We start from the raw sequence: 13721 nt of genomic DNA, 5'->3' as shown, positions 1-13721 counted from the left end.
GAGGATGCCGAAAGCGCCTTCAAACCAGCGTGCCGTGCTGAAATTCACGTCAGGACGGCAGGCTCTGCTACGCCTTCAGCGAACCCAGCAACCCTTGCAAAAAGCGCTCGCCGGCGTCCATCTGGCTGAATTCGATGAACTCGTCCGGCTTGTGTGCCTGCTCGATGGAACCTGGGCCGCAGACCACCACCGGCACGTCGAGGCGCTGCTTGAACAGGCCGCCCTCGGTGCCGAACGAGACTTTGGTCATGCCGGTGTCCGCCGCAGCGAATTGCTTGAGGAAGCTCACCGCTTCGACGGTCGGGTGGGTGTCGAGGCCGGGGTAGACGTTGATGGTTTCGATCTCGATGGCCGCGACGCTGGAAAGCTTCTTCGCCTCACGCACGATCACTTCGGCGCGCTCGCGCATCTGCTCGATGAAATGCTCGAGGTTGTCGGCGGGCAGGTTGCGCACCTCGAAATCCAGGGTGCACAGGTTCGGCACGATGTTCAGCGCCTTGCCGCCGCTGATCTGGCCGACGTGCACGGTGCTGTAAGGCACGTCGTAGTCGGTGTCTTGGGCGCCGTGTTGTTGCAAATGCTGCTGGCTCTCCCGCAGGGAGGCGATGAAGTCGCAGGCCACATGAATGGCGTTGACCGAGCGCGGCGCCAGGGACGAATGCGCCTCCTGGCCCCGGCAATAGGTCCGGTAGGAGCCCTTGCCCTTATGGCCCAGCACGAATTGCATGTTGGTCGGCTCGCCGATCACGCAGAGAAACGGCCGCACCGGCGCCAGGTGCAGCACGTCGAGCAAGCGCCGCACGCCGACACAACCGATCTCCTCATCATGGGACAGGGCCAGTTGCAGCGGGCGGTTGAGTGGGCGGTTGGCTGAGTGCTCTGCTGCGTCGAGCATGGCGTCGATGGCCAGCGCGATGAAGCCCTTCATGTCGCAGCTGCCACGGCCATAGATGCGCCCGTCCTGCACAGTGGCGGCGAAGGCCGGAAAGGTCCACGCCTGCCCCGCCGCCGGCACCACGTCGGTGTGCCCGGAGAGCAACACGCCGGGCTGGTCTTTCGGCCCGGTGCTGGCAAACAGGTTGGCCTTCTTGCCACTCTCGTCCTTGACGATCAGCGACTCGATGCCCTTGCTCAGCAGCAGGTCGCGAACGTAGTCGATCAGGGCCATGTTGGACTCCGACGACACCGTTTCGAAGGCCATCAGCCGTTTCAGAATCTCGAGAACGCGGGGTTTCATGAGGCGTGGCTCCGTTGCGCAGCAGGAAAGGCAAAACGTCTGATGGAGAATGCCTCGATCGGGGTCGTGGTGCGACCGGTGTCGAGCAGTTCGGCCATCACATCACCGACGCCGGGGCCGAGCTGAAAGCCGTGGCCGCAGAAGCCGAAGGCGTAGAACAAGCCGTCGACGGTGCCGCTGGGGCCCATGATCGGCAGCGAATCCGGCAGGTAGCCTTCGATGCCGCTCCACACGCGGATGATGTTCAGGTTTCCAACGCCCGGCAGCAGGCGGCGCATCTGTTCGGCCTGATTGAGGATGCTGCGCGGCTCGACAGCGGCGCGACGGTTGAGCATGTCCGGTTTGCTGCGAAAGCCGCCGCCGATGACGATGTTGCCACGGGGAATCTGGCGGAAGTAGATCACCTCTTCGGCGATCTTGGTGTACACGCCGATCACCGTCGGCAAGGCATAGGGCACCGGCTCCGTAACCGCCATCTGCGGGCCGTGGGTGTCCAGCGGCACCGGCTCGCCAAACTGCGCCGAGAGCTTCTGGCCCCAGGCACCGGCGGTGATCAACAGCTGCGCGGCGTGAAACTGCCGGCCGTCGGTGGTGCTGACGTGAAAATCTCCACCGACCTTCTCGACCTCGGCCACTTCCGTACGCTCTTCGATTTGCGCGCCCAGACGTCGGGCCGCGCGGGCAAAGGCTGGCGCAGCGAGGCGTGGGTTGGCGTGACCGTCGTGGGGGGCGTAAGAGCCGCCTTTGACGTCCGCGCCGAGAAAACCAAAGCGCTCGTGCAGCTCGGCGCCACGGTAGATTTTCAGGTCCAGTTGCTCGGCTTCCGGCGCGGCGGCGTAGGCCTCCAGCTCGGCGATTTCGTCTTCGCGGTAACACACGCGCATGTGTCCGCTGGGGATGAATTCGAGGTCGTCGTCGATCAGTTCCGGCAGGCGTTTCCACAGCGCCCACGAGCGGTTGGCCAGGGCCAGTTGGCCGAGAAAACGCCCTTGCCGGCGCACGTTGCCAAAGTTGACGCCGCTGGCGTACTGGCCGATCTGGTCGCGTTCCAGCAGGATCACCGACTGCCCGCGCCGACGCAGAAAAAACGCCGTGGCTGAGCCCATCAAGCCGCCACCAACAATCACCACATCTGCTTTTTGCACACTCATGGCGACACCTCCTCAATGAGCATCGACAACGGTTTGACCGGCGCCTGCCCGCGCTGGCGACCGACTTCCTGCACCTGCACGCCGGCTTCTGCGGCGATCACTTCGGCACCCGCTTGCGAGCAATAACGCCCCTGGCAGCGGCCCATGCCGACCCGGCTGAAAGCCTTGGCGCGGTTGACTTCACAGGCGCCCTTCTCGTTGACCGTGCGGCGCAATTCGCCCGCCGTGATCATCTCGCAGCGGCAGACGATGGCGCTGTCGGGCAAGGCCTTCGCTTGTTCGCCGGGCCAGGGAAACGCTTCGGCCAGGCCCAGACGAAACTGGTCCATCACCGCCAGCGCCTGCTGCTGTTCATCGCGCAGCCCGGCATTGAACGGCTGCTTGAGGTCTTCGAGCACTGCCAGGGCCACTCGGCGCCCGGCGTGCTCGGCGGCATCGGCGCCACGAATCTTCGCACCGTCACCGGCGGCATACACGCCGTTCACCGAGGTACGACCGGCCTCGTCCGTCGCCAACCACCATTGGCTGGAGGCCTCATCGAAGGCCATGGCGCAACCGGCCAGATCACCGAGCTGGGTTTCCGGGCGCAAGTGATAACCCAGCGCGACGGCGTCGGCCTGCACGGTCACGGCCTTGCCACTACCGGTGGTGAAGCGCACGCCTGCCACGCCATTGGCGGCATCGCCCAGTACCTCTAACGGCTTGACGCCGAAATGCGCGGGCACTTTCGCCCGGTACAGCTGCGCCAGAAATTTCATGCCAGTCCACAGCAAACCCGGTCGCGCCAACAGTTTGGGCAGGGCTTTGAGGCGCAGGCTGAAGGGCGAGGTATCAAGAACCGCCGCCACAGTCGCGCCGGCTTTGACGTACTGGCTGGCGACCAGGTACAGCAAGGGCCCGCTGCCCATGAACACCACGCGATGGCCGATGGACACGGCCTGATTCTTTAACGCGATCTGCGCCCCTCCCAGGCTGTAGGTGCCTGCCAGTTGCCAGCCTTCGATGGGCATCAGGCGGTCGGTGGCGCCGGTGCAGAGGATCAGCGCGTCGTAGTCCAGCGTGCTGTGGCGGCCCTGATTGGCGCAGCACAATTGCCCCGGCGTGAGGTTCCAGACCAGGGTGTCGGGCCGGTAATCGATGGCGCCGCGCAGACGATCGAAGGTCTGGTGAAGGTCTTTGGCCTTGTCGGCTTCGCTGCCATACAAGGTGCTGTAATCGCGGGTGAAACCGTCCGGCTGGCGGCGGTAGATCTGCCCGCCGTCGCGGCGGTTTTCGTCCACCAGAATCGGTTTGATGCCGGCCGCCAGCAAGGTTTCGGCGCAGCGCACGCCGGCCGGGCCCGCACCGACGATGACGACGCGATGGGTGCTCAGCTGTGCAGTGGCCATGTCGCCTCCGGTTGTGTGGTGACGATGTCCAGGCCGTCGCGGACTTCGTTGGAGCAGGCGCGCAGGCGTTCACCGCTGCGGGTCCAGACCCAGCAGTCCTGGCACGCGCCCATCAGACAGAAACCGGCGCGGCGGCCGCTGTCGAATTCCGACTGGCGCAGCGCGGTGCCCTGGGTCAGCAACGCCACCATCAGCGTGTCGCCCTGCAACGCTTCGACCGGCGCGCCATCCACGGTCAGGTTGACCGTCGGCCGGCCTTGTTCGGCCAGCCTCAAAAAACGCCCTTTCATGCATACGCTCCAAAGCTTGTGGGGGTAACGCCGCGCTGGGTCGCCAGCAGGTCGGCGGCGTCGCGGTGGCAAAGGATTTCGCTGCCGTTGTCCAGGGTGCGACGGTTCGGCGCGGTGCGGTTGCACAGGCCGTCGATGCGCATCGGACAACGGTTGAGAAAGGTGCACAGCTCCGGCAGGTTGGCCCGCTCGCCTATCGGCGGCAGCTCGCCATGGGTGGCGCCGCAGGTTTCCAGCCAGCCCTGACGCAGTTCCGGCACCGAGTGGATCAACAGGTCGGTGTAGGGATGGTACGGCGCTTCAGCAAAGGATTCGCGGCGGCCGGCGTGGACTTTGTGGCCGCTGTACATCACCACGATGTCATCGCACAGCGCGCGCACGGTGGAGATGTCGTGGCTGATGAACAGGTAGGACACGCCCAGTTGCTGGCGCAGGTCGCGGAGCAGTTCGAGGATCGCCGCGCCGACCACGGTGTCGAGGGCCGAGGTCACTTCATCGCAGAGAATCAGGTCCGGCTTGGCTGCCAGCGCACGGGCCAGATTGACCCGCTGCTTCTGCCCGCCCGACAGTTCATTGGGTCGGCGATCAGCCATGTCTCGCGGCAGGCGCACCAGGTCGAGCAGCTCACCGATGCGTACCTGCAACGCTGCGCCCTTGAGGCCGAAGTACATCTTCAGCGGACGGCTGAGGATGGTCGCCACACTGTGCATCGGGTTCAGCGCGGTGTCGGCGTTCTGGAAGACCATCTGAATCCGGCGAAACTGCTCCGGCGTGCGCTCCGACAAGCTGCCGCCCAACGGCTGGCCGTCGAAGGTCAGGCCGCCAAGGGCCGGGGTCAGCAGCCCCGCCACCACCCGCGCCAGGGTCGATTTGCCCGAGCCGGACTCACCGATCACGCCAATCGCCTGGCCCCGCCGCACGGTGAGGTCGATGTCTTCCAGCACGCGGATCGCCGGCATGCCGTGCAGGTTTTTGTTGCCGTAGCCGGCGGTCAGGCCGGTGATGGTCAGCAGCGGCGCCTCTTCAGCAACGCCACAGGGCGGGCGAATCCGCGTGTCAGGACGCGCGGCGGCGAGCAGGCTGCGGGTGTATTCGTGGGCCGGTGCCTTGAGCAGCGGCGCGGTGGCGCTTCTTTCGAGAATTTGCCCGCCGTTGAGCACGACAATCTGGTCGGCCATTTGCGCGACCACGGCGAGGTCGTGGGACACGTACACCGCCGTGGCGCCGCGCTCACGCACCACACGCTTGAACGCCCGCAGCACGTCGATCTGGGTGGTGACGTCCAGGGCGGTGGTCGGTTCGTCGAGCACCACCAGCAGCGGGTCGCTGATCAGTGCCATGGCGGCCATCACTCGTTGCAGTTGCCCGCCAGAGACCTGGTGCGGGTAGCGACGCCCGATGCGTTCCGGGTTCGGCAGGGCCAGGTCGCGGAACAGGCCGATGGCCTTGGCTTCCAGTTCGGCGCGGGTGCCGAGGCCATGGATCAGCGGCCCTTCGACCACTTGGTCGAGAAGTTTTTTCGCCGGATTAAAGGCGGCCGCCGCGCTCTGGGCAACGTACGAAACGCGATTGCCGCGCAAACCCTGAAGCTGTGTTTCGTCAAGGGCGAGCATGTCGTGTTCGCCGACCTGCACCACGCCGCCGGACAAGCGGCAGCCCCGTCGCGCATACCCGAGCAAGGCCAGGGCAATCGTGGTCTTGCCGGAGCCGGACTCGCCGATCAGGGCCAGCACTTCGCCTTTCTCCAGGGCAAAACTCACGCCCTTGACGATCTCCACTTCGCTGCCCGGATCACCGGCCACCACGCGCAAGTCTTCGACGCGAATCAACTGGGTCATATCAATGGCCTCCTGCGCGTCGACCGCGTCGCGATGACAGGTAGTCGATCAGCAGATTGACGCCGATGGTCAGCGTGCCGATGGCCAGCGCCGGAATGATGATCGCCATCGCGCCCTGATTGAGGCCGCCGATGTTTTCCCGCACCAGCGAGCCGAGGTCGGCGTCGGGCGGTTGTACGCCCAGGCCCAGAAAACTCATGCCGCTGAGCAACAGCACGATGTAGCCGAAACGCAGGCCGAGGTCGGTCAGCACCGGGTTAAGCATGTTCGGCAGGATTTCCCGGCACGCGACGTACAGCTTGCCTTCGCCCCGGGTGCGCGCCACTTGCACGTATTCCAGGGCTTCGATATTGACCGCCATGCTGCGGGCCACCCGGAACGAACCGGGGATGTAGCTGATCACCGCCGTGCAGATCAGCAGCGTGACCGACGAGCCAAACGCCGAGACCATGATCAGCGCGAGCATCTTGCTCGGGATCGAAATGAACGCGTCCATGATCCGGCTGATGATTTCGTCCAGCCACTTGGGCGAAACCACCGACAGCAGCGCGCAGCCGGTGCCGAAGAAGCTGGCCAACAGCGCCGCCACCAGCGACAGGCCGACGGTGAAGCGCGCGCCCACCAGCACCCGGCTGAGCATGTCGCGGCCCAGGTAATCGGTGCCGAACGGATGCGCCAGGCTGAAGCCTTCGAAGATGTTGTCGGAGATCACTTCGCCGACCGGGTGCGGCGCCAGCCACGGGCCGAACAGCGCCACCAGCAGCCAGATCACACAGACGGCAGCGCCGACCAGTCCCAGCCAGGACGGGTTGCCGGAGACCTTGGCCAGCGCCAGGGCAGAAGACGCAGGCCTGGATTTCGCAATGAGCGGGTTCATTGGTTTCTCAGCCTCGGGTTGGAGAGGATGGCGCAGAGGTCGGCGAGCAACACCAACGCCAGATAGGCCGCGCAGAACAGCATGGTGCAGGCTTGCACCAGGGCCATGTCGCGGTTGGTCACGGCATCCACCATCAGGCTGGCAATGCCGGGGTAGTTGAAGATGGTTTCGACGATCACCACCCCGCCGAGCAGGTACGACAGGCTCAGGGCGATGGCGTTGGCAATCGGCCCGATCGCGTTGGGCAAGGCGTGGCGCAGCACGATGCGGATCGGGCTGACGCCTTTAAGGCGGGCCATTTCCACGTACGGGCTGTCGAGTTGGTCAATGACGGCGGCGCGGGTCATGCGCGCCATCTGCGCCACGATCACGCAGCACAGGGTCATCACCGGTAACGCGTAGGTGCGCAAAAACTGCAGCGGCGAAGTGATGTCGGTGGCGTAGGACAGCGCCGACAGCCAACCGAGGTTGACCGCGAAAATCAGCACCGCCAGGGTCGCCACCAGAAACTCAGGCACCGCGACCATGGCCAGGGTGATGAAGCTCAGGCAGCTGTCGATGCGCCCGCCCCGCCCCATCGCCGAACCGATGCCGAGGATCAGCGCCAGCGGCACCGAAACCAGCGCGGTGGCGGCCGCCAGCATCAGCGTGTTCGGCACCCGGCCGGCCATCAACTCGCCCACCGGCATGGCGTTGGACACCGACTGGCCCATGTCGCCGGTGAGCAAATTCATCAACCAGTGCAGATAGCGCAAGACGCCGGGTTGATCCAGCCCCAGTTTCAGGCGAAGCGCCGCCACCTGTTCAGGGGTGGCGAACTGGCCGAGGGATTGCTGCGCCGCGTCGCCCGGCAGCACGGCCGTGATCGCAAACACGACCATGGACACGATCAACAGGGTCACGACCCCGGCACCGAGGCGCCGGCAGATCAACCACAGCGTATGGCTATTCATTGCACTGCCTCCTCAAGCGTCCAGCCACACCTGCTCGGCGAACATGTAACCCATGAAGCCGCCCAACGGGTTGGAGTCGTAGCCCTTGATACGCTGGTCGACGCCGTCGATGTTGCTGATGAACACCGGCACGCCGATGCCGCAGTGATCGTGCACCAGGGTCTGCATGTCGCCGTACATCTTGGCGCGCTTGGCGTCGTCGGTTTCGCCCCGGGCCAGCATCAGCAACTGGTCGAACTGATCGTTCTGCCAGCCGGACTCGTTCCACGGCGCCTTGGACTGGAAGAACTGCGAGAACATCACGTCGGCGTTCGGTCGCGGGTTGATGTTGCCGAAGCTCAACGGGTGCTTCATCCAGTGGTTGGACCAGTAGCCGTCGCTGGGCAGGCGGTTGACGTCCAGCTTGAGGCCGGCCTGTTTCGCCGATTGCTGCAGCAGAACGGCGATGTCCACGGAACCGGTCGCGGCAGGCGACGCCATGACGGGCATGGTGATGCTTTCCATGCCGGCTTTCTTCAGCAGGAATTTGGCTTTTTCAGGGTCGTAGACCGTCTGCGGCAAGTCGGTGTTGAAGTAGCGTGAACCCGGCGCAATAGGGTGATCGTTGCCGACCACGGCGAAGCCACGGAAGACGGCGGACTTGACCTGTTCGCGGTCCAGCAGCAGTTTCATCGCCTGGGTGAATTCCGGGCTTTTGCCGGGGAGCTGGTCCTGGCGAATGATCAAGTCGGTGTAGTTACCCGACGGTGCGTCGACGACGCGGTGTTTCGGGCTGGCGGCAATGCGCGTGGTGGAGCGCGGGTTGACCTCGTTGATCATGTGCACGTCGCCCGACAACAGCGCGTTGACCCGCGACGGTTCGTCGGCGATGGCGATGAATTCGATCTCGTCGAGGTACGGCAGGCCCGGCTTCCAGTAGTTCTTGTTGCGCACCGCCACCGAACGCACACCCGGCTTGAACTCGCCGACGGTGAACGGACCGGTGCCGATGCCTTTGTTGAAGTCGGTGGTGCCCTCCGGAACGATCAGCAGGTGCGACACGGCGAGAATGGACGGCAGTTCGGCGTTCGCGGCGCTGAGGCGAATCTGCACTTCGTTCGGGCCGGTGGCCTTGATTTCGGCGAACTGTTCCATCAGCGGCATGACTTTGGAACCGGTCAGCGGGTCCTTATGGCGGCTGAGGGAGAACACCACGTCGGCGGCGCTGAGGCTTTTGCCGTTGTGGAAGGTCACGTCCTTGCGCAGCGTAATGGTCCACAGCGTGGCGTCAACGTTGTCGATGCGCTCGGCCAGTTCCAGCTGCGGCACCAAGTGCTTATCAAAACGAGTCAGGCCGTTGTAGAACATGTAGTGACGGGCATAGTCGGTGGACAGCGCGCCCTTGGCCGGGTCGAGGGTGTCGGCGGTGGAACTCGACATGCCGGCCACACGGATCTTGCCGCCGGGCTTGCCCTTGCCGCCGGCGGTGGCTTCTTCGGCGAACAGTTTGCCGGCGCTGCCAAACAGGCTGCCCGCCCCCGCTGCGGCGACCCCGGCCAGGCCGAGCATCTGCAAGGCGTTGCGCCGCGACATGCCGCGATTGAGGCCTTCGAATACCCGCAGGCTGTCTGGGCCGGAGATAAGCTCGGGGGTGTCTTTGTGGTCAGTCATATCAAGGCTACCTGTCGATGATCGGGATATTCGAGTGCTCACGGATGTCCGGAGCGTCCTGGAAACGCAGACGACGGTGACGCTACAGCGGCGACTCAGTGCGGCTTCAGTGCAGATAGTCCTGGAAGCGGTAGTACGCGCCCACGAACGGCAGAAACCACGGCTTGCCGAAGTGCCCGGGGATCGCCGGCCATTCCAGTTCACGCCACGGATTGGCCGCCGCGTTGCCGGCCATGACCTCGGCCATGACCTGGCCCATGTGCACGGACATCTGCACGCCATGGCCGCTGTAGCCCATGGAATGAAACACGCCGCCGTGCTGGCCGGCGCGGGGCAGACGGTCGGACGTCATGTCCACCAGGCCGCCCCAGCAGTAATCGATTTTCACGTTGGCCAACGCCGGGAACATGTTCAGCATCGCCGCCCGCAGCACCTTGCCGCTCTTGGCGTCGGACACGCCGTCGGACATGGCAAACCGTGCACGGCCGCCAAACAGCAGGCGGTTGTCCGGGGTCAGGCGGAAGTAATTGCCGATCATGCGGCTGGTCACGTACGCCCGGTGCTGCGGCAATAATTCGTCGATCAGCGCCTGGGGCAAGACTTCCGTGGCGATGACAAAACTGCCCACCGGCACGATTCGCCGGCGATACCAGCCGAGGTCACCGTGCTGGCAAGCGCCGGTCGCCAGCAACACTTGCCCGGCGTGCAGCGAGCCCTTGGCGGTGTTGACCTGATAACCGCCGGCCTGGGGCTTCCAGTCCTTGACCGGGGTGTGTTCGTAGACCATTGCGCCGCTCCGGGCAGCCGCTTCCGCCAGGCCGACACCAAAGCGGCCGACGTGCATCTGCACGCCATTGCGCTGCAACAACGCACCATGGAATTGCGTCGAGTTGACCTCGGCACGGGTTTGCTCGGCATTCAGCAGCTCGACGTCGGCGTCCACCTCTTGGCGGATCAGCTCGCAGGTGCGGGCCAGGCCTTCGTAATGCAGGGGTTTGGCCGCCAGCTTGAGCTTGCCGTTGCGCACCAGGTTGCAGGCGATCTTTTCCTGCTCGACCAGCGACACCACGGTCTGCACCGCGCGTTCATAGGCCTGGTAATAGGCACGCGCTTTGGCCGCACCGAGACTGGCGTGCAGACCGGCGTAGTCCTGCGCCACGCCGGTGTTGCACTGCCCGCCGTTGCGCCCCGAGGCTTCGCCGATCACGCGACCGGCGTCCAGCACGACCACGCTGGCACCCTTGAGCGCCAACGCTCGCGCTGCGGACAGGCCGGTGAACCCGCCGCCGATCACCGCCACGTCGACCTGACCGGGCAAGCCGCCGAGTTGGGCACCGGTGAAGGCCGGTGCGGTGTCGAGCCAATAGGATTCACTGCCCATCTTTAACCCCTTATGTCTTAACCGGCATGCCGCAGCGTTTGAGTTACAGGCCCACCAGCGCCGGTAGCCCGCCGATGTCGGTGATCTGCTGGTACTCAAAGAACGCGTTCGCCGGCACTTCATGACCGCGGGCCACGAACGCCTTGTGCTTGATCTTCATGTCATGGGCCGACATCAGGTCGTAACGGAAGCTCGAAGACACATGCAAGATGTCTTCCGGGCCGCAGCCGAGGTTGTCAAGCATGAACTCGAACGCGGCCAGACGCGGCTTGTAGGCCTGGGCCTGTTCGGCGGTGAAGACCTTGTGGAACGGCGCGCCGAGCTTGTCGACGTTGGACATGATCTGGCTGTCGCTGGCGTTGGAGAAGATCACCAGGGGAATCTTGTCGGCGATCTTCGACAAACCCGCCGGCACGTCGGCATGGGGGCCCCAGGTCGGCACCGCGTCGTAATACAGCTGGCCTTCATCGCGGTACTCGACGCCCCAACGTTTGCAGGTTCGGGCCAGGGCAGTCTTGAGAATGACGTCGTACGGCTGCCAGTCGCCCATGACCTGATCCAGGCGATAGGCCGAAAAGTCTTTGACGAACTGGTCCATCTGTTCAGGCTTGACGCGGTCGGCGAAGAGCTCGCGGGTCATGGTGCCCATGTGGAAGTTGGTGAGCGTGCCGTAGCAGTCGAACGTGATGAATTTGGGACGAAGAAAGCTCATGGAGTGCGGTCCTGAAGTCAGTTGAGTGTGGCAAGCGTTCGCGGCCCTGACGGCGCGGCGGCCTCGTTGCAGCACAGCTTCATTACATCACTGTGAAATCAGCATATGCCGTCTAAAACGCCCCGTGCTCAATACAAACCACCGTTTTAGTGGCTGGCCTCAGCAGAGTTTGCGGTGCGCGCCAGCCTTGGGCAGGGCCAGTGTTTGTGCGCTTTTAGGGGGCTTTTTGTGATGAGGAGGCTCAAGGATGCGGGGTTGAAGCGGCAGAAAGTATGGCGTGGGGATCTTGAGTGCACTGATCGTTCCCTCGCTCCGCGTGGGAACGATCATCGGGGCTGAAACGATAAAATCCACCCTTGGCATTTGCTGCCGCCCTCGCCCCGGATTTAAGTACGAAGTAGGGTCGCGTCCCTCGGCGCGGGACGAATCTGCCGAATATCCCGAGCCCTCTTGTCAGCCCTTTAATCAGGTGGGATACAGGGCGCCAGTGCCACTTGAATACTGCATAACGGAGCCTCGCCATGTCCGCCCTGCCACACCCTTCTTATACCTACCGCCCCATGACCGTGGCCGACCTGACCGCCGCCCATGACCTGTCGGTGCAACTGAAATGGCCTCATCGCCTGGACGACTGGGCAATGTTGCACCGGGTCAGCGACGGTTTCGTGGTCATGGATGGCAAACGCCTGATTGGCAGCGCCTTTGTCTGCCCTCAAGGTGATTTCGCCACCATCGGCCTGGTGATCGTCAGCAACGATTATCAGGGCCAGGGCATTGGACGCCGCTTGATGGAGAGGGCCCTCGCCGCGTGCGAGCCGCGCACGCCGATCCTCAATGCCACCGTCGCCGGCAAGCCGTTGTATGCCAGCCAGGGTTTTGTTGAGTTTGGTCGGGTGCAGCAGCATCAGGGCCAGGCGCAGGTGCCGGCGCTTGATGAGCTGGCCGACGGCGAAATCTGCCGAGCCCTCGGCGCTGACGATCAGACCGCCCTGCTCAACCTCGCCAGGAGCGCCAGCGGCCTCGACCGCCGCGATGTGTTGCGTGACCTGCAAGTCGAGCACGCCATGGGCATCGAGCGTGACGGTCAGCTGCGCGGTTTCGCCCTGCTGCGGCCATTCGGGCGCGGGCGCTGCATCGGGCCGGTGGTGGCGGAAAACATCCAGCAGGCCAAGCACCTGATCGGTGTGTTGCTTGCGCAGGTGCCGGACACCTTTGTGCGCATCGACATCCCCGTGTCCTGCGGCCTGAGCGACTGGCTCGAAGCCGCGGGCCTGAAGAACGTCGACACCGTGGTGCAGATGGCGCGGGGCACCGCGCCCGAGGCCAGCCAGGGCGTCCAACCTTTTGCGCTGATCACCCAGGCGATCGGCTGACTTTGCTACGGAGCGTTAACCATGTCATCTCCCGGTATTTTGCTGTTGGCGCGCGCTGATGGCAGCGGCGTTGCGACGTCTTTCAACACGGCGCCGTTGGGCGCGCTTGATCCCTTTGCCGAGGCACGACAGGTGGCGTGGCGCGGTGATGACGGGGTGTCGGCCGGGCTGGTGCGGCTCACCGGCGATGCGTTGATCGAAGACTTCCCCTACAGCGAGACGCTGGTGGTGCACGCGGGGCATGTGGTGTTGAGCAGCGCGGAGCAGACGCTGGAGTTGGGCGTCGGCGCGAGTGCGGTGATTGGCCGTGGCAGTCGGGTCGCGGTGCATGCGAGCAGTGGCAGTGAGTGGGCGTTTTGTGCGGTGGATGTGGAGAACGCCCCTGCGCGCCCTGGGTTGACGCTGTTGCCGGCGCATTTGTGGCTGGAGCCGTCTGCGACGCTGGAGCCGCCGATTTTGATCGGGCCTGCGCCGCAGTGTCGGGCGTTGAGTCTGTTCGAGGATGAGGTAACGGCGCTGAAGGTGGGGATTTGGGATTCGACGCCTTATCAGCGCCATGGTCGTGCGCATCGGTTGCATGAGTTGATGCATCTGTTGGAGGGGAGCGTGACGCTGGCCGATGACCAAGGGGGTGAGGTGACGGTTAATCCGGGGGATACGGTGTTCGTGGTGAAGGGGGCGTTTTGTGCGTGGACGAGTACGGTTTACGTTCGCAAGGTCTATGCGGTGAAGTGACCTCGGCGGTCTTTGGAGCAAGATCAAGATCAAGATCAAGATCAAGGGCGTCTGCCTAGGGGCAGACTGTTTCGCCTTCGGCGAGTTACTTGGAAAAGCACCCCAAGTAACCAAGGGTGCTTGCTCCTGGTTTGGC

General features: G+C 64.3%; 12 protein-coding genes. 2 read left to right on the top strand and 10 right to left on the bottom strand.

Annotated elements, in window-relative coordinates; all coding sequences use genetic code 11:
• Positions 1 to 67 precede the first annotated feature (67 nt).
• From argE to BBI10_RS04635, 10 genes are all read right to left on the bottom strand, one after another.
• Positions 68 to 1237, bottom strand: a complete 1170-nt coding sequence (gene argE / locus BBI10_RS04680; protein ID WP_065987226.1) for an acetylornithine deacetylase — start codon at positions 1235 to 1237, stop codon at positions 68 to 70.
• The gene (locus BBI10_RS04675) at positions 1234 to 2388 is read right to left on the bottom strand and encodes an NAD(P)/FAD-dependent oxidoreductase (protein WP_065987225.1); all 1155 of its coding nucleotides are present in this window, start codon (positions 2386 to 2388) and stop codon (positions 1234 to 1236) included. Before BBI10_RS04675 ends, argE begins: the two co-directional genes overlap by 4 nt.
• Positions 2385 to 3776, bottom strand: a complete 1392-nt coding sequence (locus BBI10_RS04670; RefSeq protein ID WP_065987224.1) for an NAD(P)/FAD-dependent oxidoreductase — start codon at positions 3774 to 3776, stop codon at positions 2385 to 2387. Before BBI10_RS04670 ends, BBI10_RS04675 begins: the two co-directional genes overlap by 4 nt.
• Positions 3758 to 4066, bottom strand: a complete 309-nt coding sequence (locus BBI10_RS04665) for a (2Fe-2S)-binding protein (protein WP_065987223.1) — start codon at positions 4064 to 4066, stop codon at positions 3758 to 3760. Before BBI10_RS04665 ends, BBI10_RS04670 begins: the two co-directional genes overlap by 19 nt.
• Entirely contained in the window at positions 4063 to 5904 is a 1842-nt protein-coding gene (locus BBI10_RS04660) for an ABC transporter ATP-binding protein (protein WP_065987222.1), read from the bottom strand. The genes BBI10_RS04665 and BBI10_RS04660 overlap by 4 nt, the downstream gene beginning before the upstream one ends.
• Position 5905: 1 nt before the next feature.
• Positions 5906 to 6781 (bottom strand): ABC transporter permease, encoded by an 876-nt coding sequence (locus BBI10_RS04655; RefSeq protein WP_065987221.1) that lies wholly within the window; start codon positions 6779 to 6781, stop codon positions 5906 to 5908.
• Positions 6778 to 7734: an ABC transporter permease gene (locus BBI10_RS04650; protein ID WP_065987220.1), complete on the bottom strand. Its 957-nt coding sequence runs from the start codon at positions 7732 to 7734 to the stop codon at positions 6778 to 6780. Before BBI10_RS04650 ends, BBI10_RS04655 begins: the two co-directional genes overlap by 4 nt.
• Positions 7735 to 7746: 12 nt before the next feature.
• Complete coding sequence (locus BBI10_RS04645; protein ID WP_065987219.1) at positions 7747 to 9384, bottom strand: ABC transporter substrate-binding protein; 1638 nt, start codon at positions 9382 to 9384, stop codon at positions 7747 to 7749.
• Positions 9385 to 9490: 106 nt separating this feature from the next.
• Positions 9491 to 10765 (bottom strand): NAD(P)/FAD-dependent oxidoreductase, encoded by a 1275-nt coding sequence (locus BBI10_RS04640; RefSeq protein WP_065987218.1) that lies wholly within the window; start codon positions 10763 to 10765, stop codon positions 9491 to 9493.
• Between the two features lie 43 nt (positions 10766 to 10808).
• Positions 10809 to 11477: a haloacid dehalogenase type II gene (locus tag BBI10_RS04635; protein WP_037011693.1), complete on the bottom strand. Its 669-nt coding sequence runs from the start codon at positions 11475 to 11477 to the stop codon at positions 10809 to 10811.
• A 521-nt stretch (positions 11478 to 11998) separates the two neighbouring features.
• Between BBI10_RS04635 and BBI10_RS04630 the strand changes: the two genes are divergently transcribed.
• Together BBI10_RS04630 and BBI10_RS04625 are read left to right on the top strand one after the other, a co-directional pair.
• Positions 11999 to 12850, top strand: a complete 852-nt coding sequence (locus BBI10_RS04630) for a GNAT family N-acetyltransferase (protein WP_065987217.1) — start codon at positions 11999 to 12001, stop codon at positions 12848 to 12850.
• 21 nt (positions 12851 to 12871) lie between these two features.
• Positions 12872 to 13585 (top strand): cupin domain-containing protein, encoded by a 714-nt coding sequence (locus tag BBI10_RS04625; RefSeq protein ID WP_065987216.1) that lies wholly within the window; start codon positions 12872 to 12874, stop codon positions 13583 to 13585.
• Positions 13586 to 13721 lie beyond the last annotated feature (136 nt).

The organism is Pseudomonas graminis (genome assembly GCF_001705435.1).
Taxonomy (GTDB): domain Bacteria; phylum Pseudomonadota; class Gammaproteobacteria; order Pseudomonadales; family Pseudomonadaceae; genus Aquipseudomonas; species Aquipseudomonas graminis_B.
Note: the sequence above shows the minus strand (reverse complement) of the source record. Positions and strands in the feature narration are given on the sequence as shown.